The organism is Streptomyces sp. NPDC046379 (assembly GCF_055587785.1).
This window is the reverse complement of record NZ_JBVJFP010000014.1, coordinates 1-17485: the sequence shown is the minus strand read 5'-3', so window position 1 is coordinate 17485 and position 17485 is coordinate 1. Positions and strand designations below refer to the sequence as shown.

The window sequence follows — 17485 nt, the reverse complement described above, 5'->3', positions numbered from 1 at the left end:
TCCCCCCCCACGGGCGAGCGGCCCGGCGCGCGCCGCCCCGCGCCACCCCGGAGACGCCAACGGCCCGGTGACGCCGCGCCGTTGCGCCGAATCGCCGTGCCCCGGGAACCGACCGCATGCCCGTACGACCGACCGAGGAAAGCCGGACCATGGACACGTTGCAGCCCGCCGAAGCGCGCCCGGACGCCTTTGTGCTCACCGGATCCTTCCTGGTCGTGTGCCGGGCGCCCCTCTACCTCTCGGAGCTCGCCCGCCGCGGCCTGAAGGTCCTGCTCGTCACGCCGTCCGCCTGGCGCGAGGAGGCCCTCGAAGCCATGCGGGACCCGGACCACCCCGCCAGCGCCATCGACGACATCGCCTTCGTCGACGGCGACGTGGCCGTCGAGAACTCCTACCTGCCCGGCGTCGTCTCCGCCGCCCGCCGCTGGCGCGAGACGTACAACGTCGTCGGCGCCTACGCCGTCGGCGAGACCCAGGTCGAGCCCACCGGCATCCTCGCCGACGCGCTCGGCCTGCCCACCCCGGGCCTGCGCGCCACCCGCGCCTGCCGCAGCAAGTACCTCCAGCGCTGGTACCTGCCCGAGTTCAGCCCGCTCAGCCTCACCGTGCCCGGCGGCGAACGCGACGCCGTCGACACCGCCGCCGTGCGCTACCCGGCCGTCGTCAAGCCCGCCGGTCGGCACTCCAGCTCCGGCGTCGAGACCGTCGACACCCCCGAGGAACTCCGCGCCCGCCTCGGCGCCTACCCGCCGCACGAGACCGTCCTCGTGGAGGAGAAGGTCACCGGCCAGGAGTACTCCGTGGAGTCCCTGGTGCAGGGCGGCCGCGTCCTGTTCGCCTCCGCCACCCGCAAGGACACCACCGACAGCCACGCCCGCACCTTCGTGGAGCTGTCCCACACCGTCCCCAGCGACCGGCCCGAGCACGACGCCACCCTCCTCGACGCCAACGCCCGCATGCTGGAGGGCCTCGCCTTCCGCGACGGCATCGCGCACGCCGAGTGGCGCGTCGACGCCGACGGCCGCCCCGTCCTGATGGAGGTCGCCGCCCGCACCCCCGGCGACGGCCTGTGCGTGCTGTACGAACTCGCCACCGGCGTCCCCCTCGAACCCGAGATCATGCGCATCGCCCTCGGCGAGCCCGCCTCCTACCCGGCGCCCACCCGCGTCGCCCGCCAGGTCTACCTGGAGCACCGGCCCGGCGTGCTGCAGGACGTCACCGTCGACGGCTTCGACGTCGCGCCCGCCTGGGTCGGCGAGGGCGGCCTGTGGCCCCGTATCGCACCGGGCGCGCCCGACGACGCCCCGACGCTGCGCGCCGTACTCGTCCACAAGGACCGCGGGGCCGTCCTCGGCGAGCTGCGCAGCTCCGAGGACCGGGCCGTGTCCTTCTTCATCGACGCGCCCACCGTCGCCGAACTCGACGCCCTGGAGGCCCGGGTGCGCGAGGCGCTCACCGTCACGGTCACGCCCGTCGCGGCGCCCGTGCCCGACACCGTCACCCACGTCCTGGTCGGCTACAGCCCCGTCATGCTCGGCAAGCTGGACACCCAGCTGCCCGCCGGGTCGGTGCTGGTGCTGGAGGAGCCCGCCGTCATCGAGGCCCGCGGCATCGCCGGGCTCGCCGACGACCACCCCTGCGTCGCGGCCCTGCTGCCGGCCCCGTCGCAGGACGAGCACCACCCGGAGCGGATCGTTTCCGCGGTGCCCCGGCCGCCCCGCGTCCGCGCCGTGGTGCCGGTCGTCGAGTACGGCGTCGTCGTCGCCGCCGCCCTCGCCGAGGAGTGGGGCCTGCCCGGCGCCGGCCCCAAGGCCGCCCGCGTCCTGCGCGACAAGGGCCTGCTGCGCGAGGCCCTCGCCGGCAGCGGCGTCGACCAGCCCGCCTGGGCCGTCGCCCAGAGCTCCGAGGAGGTCGCCGCGTTCCGCGACGCGCACGGCGGCGAGGCCGTCCTCAAGCCCGCCAACCGGCAGGCCAGCCTCGGCGTCCAGCTCCTCGGCCCCGGCGACGACGTCACCGAGGCCTGGCTCCACACCACCACCGCCGACGAGCCCACCCTGCGCGCCCAGTACCCCGGCACCGCCCGCTACCTGGTCGAACAGCGCCTGCACGGGCCCGAGGTGAGCGTCGAGGCCGTCGTCCACGACGGCGTCGTCGGCTTCACCAACATCACCGCCAAGAGCGTGCTCGACTCCCGCCACCCGGTGGAGACCGGCCACGTCGTGCCCGCCCCGCTGCCGCCCACCACGGCCGCCGCCCTGCGCGACGCGCTCACCCGCCTCGCCGCCGCCGTCGGCTTCGGCTCCGGCGTCCTGCACTCCGAGTGGATCCTCGTGGGCCCCGAACGGCGCCCGCACCTGGTGGAGTGCGCCGGCCGGCTCCCCGGCGGCGGCATCACCGTGCTGATCGACCTCGCCCACGACACCGACATCCTCCGCAACCTGCTGCACGTACTGGAGGACCGCGGCCCCGTCGAGCCCCTGCCGGCGCTGCGCGGCGCCGCCGTGCGGTTCCTGACCGCCGCCCCCGGCCGGGTCGAGTCCGTCGCCGGCGCCGACCAGGCGCGCGCCGCCCAGGGCGTCCACGCCCTGCATCTGTCCGTCGAGCCCGGCGCCACCGTCCGCGCCACCACCAGCTCCTGGGAGCGCGCCGGCTTCGTCATCGCCACCGGCACGGACGGCCCCGACGCCGCCCGCCACGCCGAGCACGCCGTGTCCCTCATCGACATCCGCACCACGACCGAGGAGCGGGCGTGAGATCCATCGGCTGGCGGGACTACGTACCGGCGACCCGGGAAGGCCGCACCTTCGCGGTCATCTCCCTCGTCAACGCCATCGGCACCGGCCTGTACCTGGCCGCGTCCGCGGTGTTCTTCGTCCGCTCGGTGGGCCTCACCGCGGCCGAGGTGGGTTTCGCGCTGGCCGTGTCGGGCGTCGCCGGCTTCCTCACCACCGTGCCGATCGGCGCGGCAGGCGACCGGTTCGGCGCCCAACGCACCCTGATCGCCCTCCAGTTGTGGCGGGCCGGCGGCTTCGTCGCGCTCTGCTTCGCCGAGGGCCTGCTCGTGTTCACCGTGGTCTCCTGCTGCCTGGCCGCCGCCGAGGCGGCCACCCAGCCGATGACCCAGGCCGTGGCCTCCGCGACCGTCGCCGGCAGCGACCGCACCCGCACCATGGCCATCATCCGCACCGTCCGCAACGTCGGCTTCTCGCTCGGCGCGCTGCTCGCCGCGCCGCTCGTCGCCGCCGACAGCGTGTGGGCGTACCGCGGCATCGTCCTCGGCACCGCCGCCGCCTTCGTCAGCTCGGCGCTCATGCTCACCCGACTGCGCATCGCCGGGGCCGCGCCGCAGCGCAAGGTCGGCCCGTTCACCGCCGTGCGCCGGTTCCGCGACTGGCGCTACGGACTGCTGACCCTCCTCAACGGCGTGCTCAACCTGCACGTCACCATCCTGTCCGTGGGCATCCCGCTGTGGGCGCTGGAGGCCACCGAGATGCCCGCCGGGCTGCTGCCCGGCCTGGTGCTCATCAACACCCTGATGTCCATCGCGCTCCAGGTCCCCGTCGCCAAGGCCGCCGAACGCGACGGCGGCGCCGTGCGCGCCCTGCGCCTGGGCGGCCTCGCCATGGTCCTGTGCTGCGTGGCCCTCGCCGCCGCGGCCGGGCCCGAGTCCGCCTGGGCCGCCGCCGGCGTACTCGTCGTCGCCTGCGTGCTGCTGACGTTCGGCGAGATGTGGCAGGCCACCGGCGGCTGGGAGCTGAGCTACGACTTCGCGCCCGAGGACGGCAAGGGCGTCTACCTGTCCGTGTTCAGCCTCGGCGGCACCGCCCAGCGCATCGCGGGCCCCGCCCTGATCACCTCCGTGGTGATGGTCGTCGGGCCAGCCGGATGGCTCGGGCTGGCCGCCGTGTTCGGGGTCGCCGCCCTGCTCGTCACCCCCGTCACCCGCGCCCTGGAGAAAGCCGCCCCCGCCCCCGTCGTATCCGCCGAGACCGCCGAAGGAACCGCCCGATGACCGACGCGCACGCCCCGCACCCGCCGGCCGCGGCACCCGACCCGCACCGCCCGGCCGGCGGCCCGCCGGACCTGCTCCTCGTCGGCGTGGGCACCATGGGCCGCCCCTACCTCGACGCCGCCGCCCGCCTCGGCGTGCGCGTACGCGCGGTCGAGTCGGCCGCCGCCTGGGACAACCGGCCCACCCACCTCGCCGAGTCCTTCCACCGCGTGGAAGGCCGCGGCGACGAACCGTGGGTCGGCGCCGTGGCCCGGGTCGCCGCCGACCGCGCCCCGGACGGCCTGATCGCCTTCGCCGAACCCCACGTCCTCGCCGGAGCGCTCACCCAGGAACGTCTCGGCCTGCCCGGCCCGTCCCTGCACGCCGCCGTCATCTCCCGCAACAAGGCGCTGCAGCGCGCCACCTTCGCCGCGTACGGCGTCTCCCAGCCGGAACACCTGCACGTGCAGGGCGTCGCCGAGGGCGCCGACTGGATGCGGCTGCGGCTGCCCGTCGTCGTCAAGCCGCTCACCCTCGCCGGCAGCGAGGGCGTCGAACTCGTCCGGGACGCCGCCGGCGTCGACGAGGTCGTCGCCCGCCGGGCGGGGGAGGGGCCGGTGCTCGTCGAGGAGGCGGTGCAGGGCCCCGAGTACAGCTGGGAGGCGCTGGTCCGCGACGGAGAGGTGCTCTTCGAGAACGTCACCGCCAAGGAGACCACCCCGCCGCCCTACTTCGTCGAACTCGCCCACCGCTGCGGCCACGAGTTCGAGCCCGCCCTCGACGCGCAGGTGCACGCCCTCACCCGCGGCGTGCTCTCCGCGATCGGCATGCGCACCGGCCTGGTCCACCTGGAGTTCAAGGTCGGCGACCGGGGCCCGGCCCTGATGGAGATCGCCGTGCGCACCCCGGGCGACTACCTGCCCGACGCGATCGGCCGCACCTACGGCTTCGACCTGTACGAGGCCGTGGTCCGGCTCGCGCTCGGCATGCCGCTGCCCGACCTGCCCAAGGCGCCCGTCTCCCACGCCGCCACCGTCTTCCCCACCGCCGCCCCCGGCGTCATCCGCGAGATCCGCGGCGTGGCCGAGGTCGAGGCCCACCCCGCCGTCGTCCGGGTACGGCTGCGCAAGGGTCCCGGGGACGCCGTACGGCCCCTCACCTCGTCCTCGCAGCGCATGGGCCACGTCCTGGTCGACGCCGCCACGCCCGAGGAACGGGAGGACGCGCTGGCGTTCGTACGGGAGACCCTGCGCGTCGTCGTCGAGCCGAACTGACCCGGCGCCGTGCCTCGCACCACGGGAGCGCGGACGCTGCGCCGCAGGGCGGCCCGCACCATCGACGTGATCATGGACCGGGACCCGTCCGTGCGCACGCGCGGCGAGGCCCTGCTGCACCCGACCGTCATCGCGGTGCTCGGCCACCGCGTCGGCCACCGCCTCTACCGGCGCCGTCGCTACCGCACCGCCCGGCTGGTCTCCACACTGGTGAAGGTCCTCACGGGCGGCATCGAGATCCACCCCGGCGCCCGGATCGGCCGGCGGTTCTTCATCGACCACGGCAGCGGCGTCGTCATCGGGGAGACCGCGGTGATCGGCGACGACGTCTCCCTCTTCCACCAGGTCACGCTCGGCTCCACCGGCTGGTGGCACGACGGCCCGGGTGACGGCGGCCGGTCCGCGCGCCGTCACCCGTGCCTCGGCGACGGCGTCACCGTCGGCACCGGCGCGACCCTGCTCGGTCCGATCACCGTCGGGGACAACGCGCTGATCGGCGCCATGGCCCTGGTGACCTCGGACGTTCCGGCCGGCGCGCGGGTGCGGGCGGCGCCCGCGCGCGTCCCCGGCCCGCCGCCGCTGCCCGCCCCCGCGGCCGAGACCGCGGGGGAGAAGACGCGCGGCTGACCGCACCGACGCGCACGAGGGCCGCCGTCCCCCGATCCTGACCGGGGGACGGCGGCCGTCGCGTGCGCCGGGCGGTTACCGCGCCGCGTCGTCCGCGAAGCGCGCGGCCACCCGCAGCACGATGTCGTTGGCCTCCGTCTCCCCGACCGTCACCCGCGCCCCCTCGCCGGGGAACGCCCGCACGGTGACGCCCTCGGCCGCGCAGGCCTCGGCGAAGGCGGAGGTGCGCCCGCCGAGCGGCAGCCACAGGAAGTTGGCCTCCGACGGCGGCACGGTGACGCCCGCGGCCAGCAGCCCCTCACGGACCCGGTGCCGCTCCTTGACCAGCGCCTCCACCCGCTCCATCAGCTCGCGTTCGGCCCCGAGCGAGGCGACGGCCGCCGCCTGCGCCAGGGCGTTCACGCCGAACGGCACGACCGCCTTGCGGATCGCCGCCGCTACCGGCTCGTGGGCGATGGCGTAGCCCACGCGCAGCCCGGCGAGCCCGTACGCCTTGGAGAAGGTCCGCAGCACCGCCAACCGGGGCCGCTCCCGGTACAGTTCGACGCCGTCCGGCACGTCCTCGTCCCGCACGAACTCCCGGTACGCCTCGTCGAGGACCACGAGCACGTGCTCGGGCACCCGGTCGAGGAAGCGCTCCAGCTCCCCGCGGCGCACGACCGTGCCGGTCGGGTTGTTCGGGTTGCAGACGATGACGGCCCGGGTCTCGGCCGTGACCGCGTCGGCGAGCGCCTCCAGGTCGTGCCGGTGCCCGGTCAGCGGCACCTGGACGGACCGTCCGCCGCACAGCGCCGTCAGATGCGGGTAGGCCTCGAACGACGGCCAGGCGTACGCCACTTCGCGGGCGCCCGGCACGCCGTCCGCCCCGCCGTCCGCCGCGCCCTCGCCGACGAGCAGCGAGTGCAGCAGGTGCAGCGTGACGCCCACCGACCCCGCGCCGACGGCGACATGGCCGGCCGGCACGGCGTGGCGCCGCGCGACGGCCTCGGTGAGCGCGGTGGCGAAGCGGTCCGGGTAGCGGTTGATCCGGGCCGACTCGGCGGCCAGCAGCTCCCGCACCGAGGGCAGCGGCGGGTAGGGGTTCTCGTTGGCGGAGAGGCCGTACGGGGTGGACGACATGGGTCACCTTTCGGAAAACGCGGGGCCGCGGCGGTCGGCGGAGTGACGCGGGCGCGCCCGGCGGCCGCCGGGCCGCCGGAGGGTTCCGGGCGGGACCGGGCGGGACCGGGGCGGGCGCGGGGCGGGCACCGGCGCACGGACGGGCCGGTGGGCGGGCGTCCGACGACGGTGGAGGCGCGATGGCGAGGGACCCGGCGGGCGTCGAGCCCCCGGGTTCCGGGGCGAGTCGCCCCGTTCGGTCGCGCCGCGAGCCTACGAGCTGTGCCCGGGCCCCGCAAGGCCCTGCTCCGCGCCCCTGGGGTCGTCCGGAGCGGTGACCAGGTACTCGGGGCGGATCTGGGTGATGCTGCCCTCCAGGGCGTCCTTCACGCCCATGAGGTAGCCGAGCTGGAGCCGGTGCTGGGCGCCGTAGTCGTCCTTGAGACGGGCGACGTGCGACTGGAGGGACCGCAGGCTGAATCCCAGGCGGCGGGCGATCTCCCGGTCGGACCTTCCCTCGACCAGGAGTTTGCAGATGGCGTCGCGAATCGGCGGAATGATCTCGGCCGCGGCGTCGGCGGCGCGTACCGGAATGAAGGGATACGGTTCCGCCCGGTCCCAGGCCCGTTCGAAGATGTCGGTCAGGAACTTCACGATCGCCGGCTCGGTGACGACGACGGCGGTGGTGCGCTCTGCGTTGGCGGGAACGAACGCCGTGCTGCGGTCGATGATGATGAGCCGGTCGAAGAACTCGGCGAGCGTGCGGATCTGGGCGCCGTAGCCGGTGACCGTGCGGACGTATTCCTTCGTCGGCTCGTCGAAGCGTGTGCTGTGCTGGTAGAGGGTCCGCATGGACACCCCGGAGGCGATGCGGTCGCGGACCGCTTCGAGCGCGTGGGCCAGCACCGCGCCCGGGCGCGGCCCGTCCGGCTGCGCGGTCAGGATCTCCGAGGTGGCGGTGTCGAGTTCGCGCTGGATGGCCTCGGCGATCTGCTGGAGGCCGTGGACGTACCGGAATCCGGCGGTGGACGTTCCGGTACCGTCTGCGGGTCGGCGGTCGACCGCCGGCGGGGGGAGCAGTTGGGCCTGCGTCTCGAGCGACCGGGACAACTCGCGCAGGGCCGCCGCCGCGTGACGCAGCGTCAGGGCCGGGTCCCTGTTCGCCGGCTCCCCCCGGACTGTGTCTGATATGTCTGCCAGATCTCTTTCTGGCAACTGTGCATACATTTGCATCCCTCGTTTCGCGGCACTGCGCTGACCCGAAGTATCCATGATCTTTTGCGCCGGCCCCAGGGCTGGCACCTTTTCGAGCGGGAGGGGGGCCCGCCGTCAAAGACGCATTCTTGCTAATGGGCCGAGATATCGCCGACGCCTTGTCGATCGGCTGAAAACATTCGGCCAGATTCCGGTCCGCACCGCACTGCATCGTTCCGCATGGTTCGGCATTCAACCGAATGATCGTGTGGGCCGCATTGTCGCGGTCTTCGGCGGAGCGGAGTTCACGGGCCCGATCACCTGCATGTGCCACATGTCAACTCAGGGATCACCGAAGCAAAATCGAAGAAGGGGACACCATGTTCGGGGGGATGGTCATGACGTCGAGGTCCTGGCGGACCGGCGGCCGGGGGGCCGCCGGTGCGCTGGCCCTGATGGGAGCGCTGGGGGTGGCCGTCGTCGACGGCGCCGCGCGGACGGGCGATGTCGGCTGGAACCGGCACATCGCGTCCGGGGTCTCGGCGTCCGCCGCTCCCGGTGGCGCCCGGAGCGGCGCGACCGGTGACGGCACGGCCGACGTCGCAGGTCACCGGGGTGGGACCGGTGACCGTGACCGCCGGTCCGATGGCGGAGCGCACGCTTCCGCACGGGCCGGGGACGTTGGCTGGAACCGTGCGGCCAAAGCCGTTCAGGCGGACGTGGGATGGAACCGCGCGGTCGCCGTCGTGCCCGTCGCGGCCGTCGGACGGAACAGTTCCGGCCAGGGCGCGGCCACCCGGGACGTGGGGTGGAACTGAGCCCTCCGGGGCGTCGCCCCTGACCGCTTCCCCCCGCCCGCTGCGGCGCGGTGGGCCGGCCCCCGGCGGCGACGCCGGCCCGGCCCACCGCGCCCGTACGAGCCACCGCACGAACCAGGCACGAGCCACCGCACGAACCACGTACGAGCCGTCGCACCGAGAACCACGTACGAGCCGCCGCACGAACCGCGTGTGAGCCGCGCATCAGCAACGCCACCGCAGTCCACCGTCCAACCCCCACAGCGGAGAGCGAGACGTGAACACCCGACACACAGAGATGGCCATCGTCGGAGCGGGCCCCAGAGGGCTGTCCGTCCTGGAACGTCTGTGCGCCCAGGAGCGCAAGTCCCCCTCGTGCGACGTTCTCACGGTCCACGTCGTCGACCCCGCCCCGCCGGGACCGGGCCGCGTCTGGCGCACCGCCCAGTCCCGGCACCTGCTGATGAACACGGTGGCCTCCCAGGTCAGCGTCTTCACCGACGCCAGCGTCGCGCTCGAAGGACCCGTCGAGGAGGGGCCCAGTCTGTACGAGTGGGCGCAGGACCGGCTCCACGGCGAACCCGAACCGCACGGCGACGTCCTGGCCGACGCCGTGCTCGCCGAGGCCCGCGACCTCGGCCCCGACTCCTACCCGACCCGGGCCTTCTACGGCGCCTACCTCACCTGGGTGTTCCGGCGCCTGATCGACACCGCGCCCGCGCACCTCGACATCCGCGTGCACCGCAGCGAGGCCGTCTCCCTGGACGACGAACGACCCGACGAGCGGGCCCGGACTCCCCGCGCCGACGGCCCCGCACAGCGGCTCCGGCTCGCCGACGGCACCGTCCTCGACGGCCTCGACGCCGTGGTCCTCACCCTCGGCCACGTCCCCGCCCGCCCGACGCGGGCCGAGAGCGAACTCGCCGCGTTCGCCGACACCCACGGGCTGCGCTATCTGCCGCCCGCCAACCCGGCGGACACCGACCTGGACGCCATCGCCCCCGGCGAGACCGTCCTGCTGCGCGGCATGGGCCTCAACTTCTTCGACTACATGGCCCTGTTGACCGCCGGCCGCGGCGGTTCCTTCGCCCGCGACCGCGACGGCCGGCTCGTCTACCGGCCCTCCGGCCGCGAACCGCGCCTGGTCGCCGGCTCCCGGCGCGGAGTGCCGTACCACGCGCGCGGCGAGAACGAGAAGGGCGCCCACGGCCGCCACGTCCCCCGGATCCTGACCGCCGAAAGGGCCGCGGAGTTCCGCGCGCGCGCCGCCGACGGCGACCGCGTGCACTTCGGCACCGACCTGTGGCCGCTGATCCGCGCCGAGGTGGAGAGCGTCTATTACGGCGCCCTGCTGGCCACCCGCGGCGGCGACGGCGACGACCTCGCCGAGCGCTACGCCGCCGCCGGCTCCGCCGCCGAGCGCGAGGCCCTCCTCGACGCCGCCGGCATCGCCGCGGAGGACCGCTGGGACTGGGAACGCATCGCCCGCCCCTACGGCGACCGCGTCTTCACCGGCCCCGACGACCACCGCGCCTGGCTGCTGGACCACCTGCGCGCCGACGTCGTCCACGCCCGCGCCGGAAACGTCAGCGGCCCCCTCAAGGCCGCCCTCGACGTCCTGCGGGACCTGCGCAACGAGATCCGCCTGGCCGTCGACCACGGCGGACTGGAGGGCAACTCGCACCGCGACGACCTGGAGGGCTGGTACACCCCGCTCAACGCCTTCCTCTCCATCGGCCCGCCCGCCTCCCGCATCGAGGAGCTCATCGCCCTGATCGAGGCGGGCGTCGTGGAGGTCCTCGCCCCCGGGATGAGGGTCGAGCGCATCCCGGACGTCCCGAACCTCGCGGACTCCGGTGGCGAGGAGGGCGCCGCCTTCGCCGCCACCTCCACCGCCCTGCCCGCCGTGCGGTACCGGGCCCGCGTGCTGATCGAGGCCCGGCTGCCCGAGCCCGACCTGCGCCGCACCGCCGACCCGCTGCTGCGGCACCTGCTCGTCACCGGCCAGTGCACGACGTACCGCATCCCCGGCGCCTGCGGCCACGTCTACGAGACGGGCGGCCTCGGCGTCACCGAGCGCCCCTACCGCCTCGTCGACGCGGCCGGCCGCGCCCACCCGCGCCGCTTCGCCTACGGCGTGCCCACCGAGTCCGTGCACTGGGTCACGGCCGCGGGCATCCGGCCCGGCGTCGGCTCCGTCACCCTGGAGGACTCCGACGCCATCGCGCACGCGGTCCGCGAGGTGTCGCCCGTGTGCCCCGACGCGATCTGCGCCGGAGCGGCCGCATGAGCGCCGCCGGCGCCGACGCGGGCCTGCTGTCGCCGGTCCGCGCCGGCACCCCCGTCGAGGCGGCCACCACCGACGAGGCCTGGCTCCAGGCCATGCTGGACGCCGAAGCCGCCCTCGCCCGCGCCCAGGCCTCGCTCGGCACCCTGCCCGCCGACGCCGCCGCGGCCATCACCGCGGCGGCCCGCGCCGACCGGCTCGACGTGCGCGCCCTCGCCCGGGCCGCACGCGAGACCGCCAACCCCGTCGTCGGGCTCGTCGCCGCCTTCACCGCCGTCGTGGCCGCCGACGACCCGGCCGCCGCCGAGTACGTCCACCGCGGCTCCACCAGCCAGGACATCCTCGACACCGGCGCGATGCTGGTCGCCGCCCGCGCCCTCGACATCGTCCTCGGCGACCTGCGCCGCACCGCCGACGCCCTCGCCGCGCTCGCCGCCGCCCACCGGGACACCCCGCAGGCCGGCCGTACGCTCGCCCTGCACGCCGTGCCCACCACCTTCGGCCTGAAGGCGGCCGGCTGGCGCCGCCTCGTCCTCGACTCCGCCGACCGGCTGGCCCGCGTGCGCCGCGACGGCCTGCCCGTCTCCCTCGGAGGCGCCGCCGGCACCCTCGCGGGCTACCTCCAGTACGCCGAACTGGACAGTTTTGACGGTCCGTTCGACCCCGCGGGCTACACCGAGCGGCTGATCGAGGCGTACGCCGCCGAGACCGGGCTGGCCCGACCCGAGCTGCCCTGGCACGCCCTGCGCACCCCCCTCGCCGACCTCGGGGCCGCCCTCGCGCACACGGCGGCGTCCCTCGGCAAGATCGCCGCCGATGTGCAGGTGATGTCCCGCACCGAGATCGGCGAGGCCCACGAACCGGGCCCCGCCGGCCGCGGCGCGTCCTCCGCGATGCCGCACAAGCGCAACCCGGTCCTCGCCACCCTCATCCGCTCCGCCGCCCACCAGGTGCCGCTGCTCGCCACCGGCCTCACCCAGTGCCTGACCACCGAGGACGAGCGGTCCGCCGGCGCCTGGCACGCGGAGTGGCTGCTGCTGCGCGAGTGCCTGCGCCTGGCCGGCGGCGCCGCGCACACCGCCGTGGAACTGGCCGAGGGACTCACCGTCCACCCTCGCCGCATGCGCGACAACCTCGCGCTCACCGGCGGCGCGCTCGTCTCCGAACGGATCGCCGCCGTCCTCGCCCCGCGCATCGGCAAGGCGGACGCCCGCCGGTTGCTGACGCGCGCCTCGGCGCAGGCCGGTGAGGAGGGCCGCACCCTCGGCTCCGTCCTCGTCGAACTGCCCGAACTGCAGGGCGTGTTCGGGCCGGACGAACTCGCCGCACTGCTCGACCCCACCCAGTACACGGGAGCGGCAGGCCCCCTGGTCGACCGCGCCCTGAAGAGAGGGACACCACCGCTGTGACCGTCAGCCGCCTCACCGAGCACCCCATCGACACCAGCCATCCGGGCGGCCGCCCGGAGGAGGCCGCCCACCGCGCCCCCGGTGCGGCGGCCGCACCGGACGGCCGCGGGCCCGAGAGCCCGCACCACACACCCGCGGCGCACCCGTTCCTGCCGTCGGACCTGCCCGCAGCCCAGCAGCCGCAGTGGCCCGACCCGCAGGCCCTCGCCGAAGCCGCGGACGCCCTGCGCCGGGCGCCCTCCCTGGTGCTGCCCGAGGAGTGCGACGCGCTGCGCGACCGTCTCGCCGCCGTGGCCCGCGGCGAGGCCGTCATCCTCCAGGGCGGCGACTGCGCCGAGACCTTCGACGGCGTCGGCGAGGACCAGATCCGCGCCAAGTTCCGCACCCTGAACCAGATGGCCGCCGTCATCTCCGAGGCCGCCGTCGCCCCCGTCGTCACCATCGGCCGCATGGCCGGCCAGTACGCCAAGCCCCGCTCCAGCCCGCACGAGACCCGGGACGGCGTCACCCTGCCCGTCTACCGCGGCGACCTCGTCAACGGCCGCGACTTCACCCCCGAGTCCCGCACCCCGCAGCCCGGCCGCCTCGGCCGGGCCCACCGCGTGTCGGCGACCACCCTCAACCTGCTGCGGGCCCTCGCGGCCCGCAGCCGCACCGAGTTCTGGACCGGTCACGAGGCCCTCGTCCTGGAGTACGAGCACGCCCTCACGCGCGCCACCCCGGCCGGCCCCTACAACCTCTCCGCCCACACCGTGTGGGTGGGCGAACGCACCCGCCAACTCGACGGCGCCCACATCGACTACGCCGCCCGCCTGCGCAACCCGGTCGCCGTGAAGGTGGGCCCCACCACGACCCCCGACGACGCCCTCGCCCTCGTGGAGCGGCTCGACCCCGACCGGGTGCCCGGCCGCCTCACCTTCACCGCCCGCATGGGCGCCGACGCCGTGCGCGACGTCCTGCCCGAGCTGGTGGCCAAGGTGACTGCAGCCGGCTCGCCCGCGATCTGGGTGTGCGACCCCATGCACGGCAACACCTTCGTCGCCGACGGCGGCCTCAAGACCCGCCGCCTCGACGCCGTCGTGGACGAACTCCGCGGCTTCTTCGAGGTGCACCGCGCGCTGGGCACCCACCCCGGCGGCGTCCACACGGAACTGACAGGTGATCATGTCACCGAATGCCTGGGGGGCACCTATGAGGTCACTCCCGCCGACCTGCCGACCCGCTACGAAACCGCCTGCGACCCCAGGCTGAACCGCAGCCAGTCGCTGGACCTGGCCTGGGAGCTGGCCGACCTGTACGCCGAGTACCAGCTCAGCAGGAGGTAACCGATGCGGACTCTCATCCCCGCAGAATCGTTCCGACGTATGCACGAGCGGGAGGCCGCGCAGTCGCCGCTGGTCCTGCCCAACGTGTGGGACGCGGTCAGCGCCCGCGTCTTCGCCGGGGCCGGCCACGGCGCGCTCGCCACGTCCAGCGCGGCCATCGCGGCCGTCCTCGGCTACGAGGACGGCGGGCACACCCCGCCCGACGAGATGTTCGCCGCGATCAGGCGCATCACCCGCGCCGTGGACGTGCCCGTGACCGCGGACATCGAGCACGGCTACGGGCTGCCGCCGCGCGAGATCGTCGAACGGCTTCTGGAGGCCGGAGCCGTCGGCTGCAACCTGGAGGACTCCGACCCCGCCACCGGCGAGGTCAAGGACGCCGACCGGCACGCCGACTGGCTCGCCGAGGTCAGTGTGGAGGCGGGCGACCGGCTCGTGGTCAACGCCCGCATCGACACGTTCGTCTTCGGCGACGGGTCGGTGGAATCCGCCGTCAAACGCGCCCGTCTCTACGCCGAGGCGGGCGCCGACGTGGTGTTCCCGATCCTCGCTCCGACCGAGCAGCTCCCGGACATCGTGGCGTGCGTGGACCGCCCGGTGAACGCGCTGTGCCTCCCGGACGGGCCGACCCCCGCCGAACTCGGCGCGCTCGGCGTGACCCGCGTGACCTTCGGACATTCCCTGCACGGCCGCGCCACCAGCGCCCTGCTGGACATCGTCAGCGACCTCACCTGACACCGCGGAAAGCGATCCCCGCCTCCGGAGCCGCCCGACCCCCGTCGCCGCCTCCGGAGGTTCCGCTTCACCGGCCGCATTCCGGCGGCGCCGACCCGGCTACGGCCGTCGTCTTCCGGCCACACGGAATTCGGGGGGAAGTCCCGCACGCGCCGGAAACACCCGCTCGACGCATTTCCCGAACTGTATGGATTCAGCCACCATGCATCACACCCGCATCGCGCATGCATCGCAGGGGAAAGGCCGCATCACGCCGGGCGATCGGGCGCAACCCTCCGGAAACTCCGGCGATCGGCCCTTCTCGCCATGACTTCCCCCGACCGGCCCGCCGATCCGGATCACCGCGTGCCCGTCGGCCCTGCCCGGGCCACCCCTGCCCTGTGCTAGGGTGACGCGTTTGCGTGGTCGTCGCGGCTCCTCCCCACCTGCCGGGCCTTCCTCGGTACGTTCCCCTGCGGAAGGCTGTTCATGAAGCACGAACACCCCCATGACTCCGGTGACCGGGCTGACTCCGGCATCGCTCCCACCCGCTCCACCGCACCCGGGACCGCGGCTTGCGGGACCGGGAATGACGTCCCGTCCTCGGCGGACTCCTTCGAGGGACTGGACCTGCCGGTCGAGGTGCTGCGGACCCTGAGCGGCCTCGGGGTGCGCGCACCCTTCCCGATCCAGGCCGCCACCCTGCCCGACGCCCTCCGGGGACGCGACGTCATGGGACGCGGACGCACCGGATCGGGCAAGACCCTCGCCTTCGGCCTGCCGCTGCTGACGCGTACGGCCGGGCGGCGCGCCGAACCCAAGCAGCCGCTCGCCCTGATCCTCGCGCCCACCCGTGAGCTGGCCCAGCAGATCGCCCAGGCGCTGGCGCCGTACGCCGAGGCGCTGCGGCTGCGGACGGCCACCGTCGTCGGCGGTGTGTCGATCGGCCGGCAGGCCGCCGCGCTGCGCGAGGGAGCCGAGGTGGTCGTCGCCACCCCCGGACGCCTGCACGACCTGGTCGAGCGCAACGCCTGCCGCCTGGGACGGGTGCGGATCACCGTGCTGGACGAGGCGGACCAGATGTGCGACCTGGGATTCCTGCCGCAGATCGTCGAGGTGCTCGACCAGGTGCGGCCCGACGGTCAGCGGATGCTGTTCTCGGCCACTTTGGACCGCGACGTCGAGCAGTTGGTCGGCCGCTTCCTCCACGACCCCGTGGTCCACTCGGTCGACGCGTCCGCGGGCGCGGTGGCGGCGATGCGGCACCACGTCCTGGTCGTCCACGGTCCCGACCGGTACGCCGTCACCACGGAGATCGCCGCCCGCGACGGCCGGGTGCTGATGTTCCTCGACACCAAGCACGCCGTCGACCGGCTCACCCGGCACCTGCGGGCCGTCGGGGTGCACGCCGGGGCCCTGCACAGCGGCAGGTCCCAGCCGCAGCGCACACGGACCCTGGCCGAGTTCAAGGACGGCCGGATCACCGTCCTGGTGGCCACCGATGTCGCCGCCCGAGGCATTCACGTCGACGACCTCGACCTCGTGGTCAACGTCGACCCGCCCACCGACGCCAAGGACTACGTGCACCGGGCGGGCCGCACCGCCCGCGCCGGCGCGTCCGGCAGCGTGGTCACGCTCGTGGAGGCGGGCGAGCGCCGGGAGACGAGCCGCATGATGGCCGCGGCCGGCATCGAGGCGACCGTCACCAAAGTGCGCTCGGGCGAGGCGGAGCTGAGCCGGATCACCGGCGCAAGGACTCCCGCAGGGACCCCGCTCGACGGCGGGCCCGCCGCCTCCCGGCCCAAGAACACCAACCTTCCCTTCCGCGGCCTCGGCACCAGCAAGGACGCCTCCCGCGGCGCCGGCGGCAAGTCCCGGAAGGCCGGCGAGGCCCGCAGACTCGCCGAGGCCCGCAGGGCCGCCCTCGTGCGCCGCGGCGGCTGACCGGGCGAGCCTCCCGCGCGGCGGCCGGGACGCCCGCCGAGGCGGAGCCGGACGACGCCGCCGGCGCCCCGCCCCCGCCCGGCATGACAAGCTGTGCCTGCCCACCCCCGAACCCAGGAGTCACCATGACCGCAGAGCCCCAGTCCACGGACGGTTCGGAGCCGGCTGCCCCCGAGGCGTCCCCTCTGGAGCCGGACGGCGACGGCAACTACGACCTCAAGCGCAAGTTCCGCGAGGCCCTGGCGCGCAAGCGCGGTGCGCAGGCGGACGCCGCCGACGTCTCCGCCAACCCCGACGCGTCGAAGGTGCGTGCGGCGCACGGCCCGGCGGCGAGCCAGCGGTCGTTCCGGCGCAAGAGCGGCGGCTGACAGCCCCGGGGGACCGGCGCCGCCGCCGCCCCGGAGGCGCGGCGCCTCCTCATCCCCGCTCCGTCGCCGGCACGCGCAGGACGGCCCGGACGAGTCGGACGACCTCTTCGGGGGTGCGGCCGTCGGTGGATACGACCGCGCTGGCCACTTCCTCGTACAGGTGGCGCCGGGCCTCCATCAACTCCCTCCACTGCTTGCGCGGGTTGACGGCCAGCAGCGGCCGGGCCGCGTTCAGACCCGTGCGGCGGACGGCTTCCTCGACGTCCATCGACAGGTACACCACCCGCCGCCCGGCGAGCAGCGCGCGGGTGCCGGCGTCGAGGACCGCGCCGCCGCCCAGCGAGAGCACCCCGTCGTGCCCGGCGAGCGCGGCGGCCACCGCCCGCTTCTCCAGAGCACGGAAATGCGCCTCGCCGTCCTCCACGAAGATGTCGGCGACGGTACGCCCCTGCGCGGC

Annotated in this window: 13 protein-coding genes; 10 read left to right on the top strand and 3 right to left on the bottom strand. The window is 75.0% G+C overall.

All coding sequences use genetic code 11. From position 1 onward, the window contains the following. The first annotated feature begins 149 nt into the window (after positions 1–149). From ACZ6KF_RS23770 to epsC, 4 genes are read left to right on the top strand one after another with little or no spacing between them, the layout of a single operon-like run. Entirely contained in the window at positions 150–2753 is a 2604-nt protein-coding gene (locus tag ACZ6KF_RS23770; protein WP_469239939.1) for an ATP-grasp domain-containing protein, read from the top strand. Beyond that, positions 2750–4012: an MFS transporter gene (locus tag ACZ6KF_RS23765; protein ID WP_356631200.1), complete on the top strand. Its 1263-nt coding sequence runs from the start codon at positions 2750–2752 to the stop codon at positions 4010–4012. The genes ACZ6KF_RS23770 and ACZ6KF_RS23765 overlap by 4 nt, the downstream gene beginning before the upstream one ends. After that, positions 4009–5265, top strand: a complete 1257-nt coding sequence (locus tag ACZ6KF_RS23760) for an ATP-grasp domain-containing protein (protein ID WP_469159641.1) — start codon at positions 4009–4011, stop codon at positions 5263–5265. Before ACZ6KF_RS23765 ends, ACZ6KF_RS23760 begins: the two co-directional genes overlap by 4 nt. A gap of 9 nt (positions 5266–5274) precedes the next feature. Beyond that, on the top strand, positions 5275–5892 hold the full coding sequence (epsC, locus tag ACZ6KF_RS23755; protein WP_356631204.1) for a serine O-acetyltransferase EpsC: 618 nt from the start codon (positions 5275–5277) through the stop codon (positions 5890–5892). A gap of 75 nt (positions 5893–5967) precedes the next feature. Here the strand turns inward: epsC and ACZ6KF_RS23750 are convergent, their stop codons facing one another. Next, a complete protein-coding gene (locus ACZ6KF_RS23750) occupies positions 5968–7011 on the bottom strand; it encodes a histidinol-phosphate transaminase (RefSeq protein ID WP_469239937.1) in 1044 nt (347 codons plus the stop codon). A gap of 252 nt (positions 7012–7263) precedes the next feature. Continuing rightward, on the bottom strand, positions 7264–8100 hold the full coding sequence (locus tag ACZ6KF_RS23745; RefSeq protein ID WP_356631208.1) for a LuxR family transcriptional regulator: 837 nt from the start codon (positions 8098–8100) through the stop codon (positions 7264–7266). 1179 nt (positions 8101–9279) lie between these two features. Here ACZ6KF_RS23745 and ACZ6KF_RS23740 point away from each other — a divergent pair. The 6 genes from ACZ6KF_RS23740 (at position 9280) to ACZ6KF_RS23715 (ending at position 17028) form a co-directional block, all read left to right on the top strand. After that, entirely contained in the window at positions 9280–11271 is a 1992-nt protein-coding gene (locus ACZ6KF_RS23740) for an FAD/NAD(P)-binding protein (protein WP_469159731.1), read from the top strand. Next, positions 11268–12677: a nitrosuccinate lyase gene (locus ACZ6KF_RS23735; protein WP_469239936.1), complete on the top strand. Its 1410-nt coding sequence runs from the start codon at positions 11268–11270 to the stop codon at positions 12675–12677. Before ACZ6KF_RS23740 ends, ACZ6KF_RS23735 begins: the two co-directional genes overlap by 4 nt. Positions 12678–12826: 149 nt before the next feature. After that, positions 12827–14002 (top strand): 3-deoxy-7-phosphoheptulonate synthase class II, encoded by a 1176-nt coding sequence (locus tag ACZ6KF_RS23730; RefSeq protein WP_356631230.1) that lies wholly within the window; start codon positions 12827–12829, stop codon positions 14000–14002. A gap of 3 nt (positions 14003–14005) precedes the next feature. Next, positions 14006–14737, top strand: a complete 732-nt coding sequence (locus tag ACZ6KF_RS23725; protein WP_356631214.1) for an isocitrate lyase/PEP mutase family protein — start codon at positions 14006–14008, stop codon at positions 14735–14737. 468 nt (positions 14738–15205) lie between these two features. Next, positions 15206–16660: a DEAD/DEAH box helicase gene (locus tag ACZ6KF_RS23720; RefSeq protein ID WP_469179502.1), complete on the top strand. Its 1455-nt coding sequence runs from the start codon at positions 15206–15208 to the stop codon at positions 16658–16660. 125 nt (positions 16661–16785) lie between these two features. Next, on the top strand, positions 16786–17028 hold the full coding sequence (locus ACZ6KF_RS23715) for a DUF5302 domain-containing protein (RefSeq protein ID WP_356631217.1): 243 nt from the start codon (positions 16786–16788) through the stop codon (positions 17026–17028). Positions 17029–17077: 49 nt separating this feature from the next. On the opposite strand, the gene ACZ6KF_RS23710 is transcribed toward ACZ6KF_RS23715, so the two are convergent. Beyond that, positions 17078–17485 (bottom strand): shikimate kinase (locus ACZ6KF_RS23710; protein WP_469239934.1); only part of this gene is annotated, 408 nt, incomplete at its 5' end.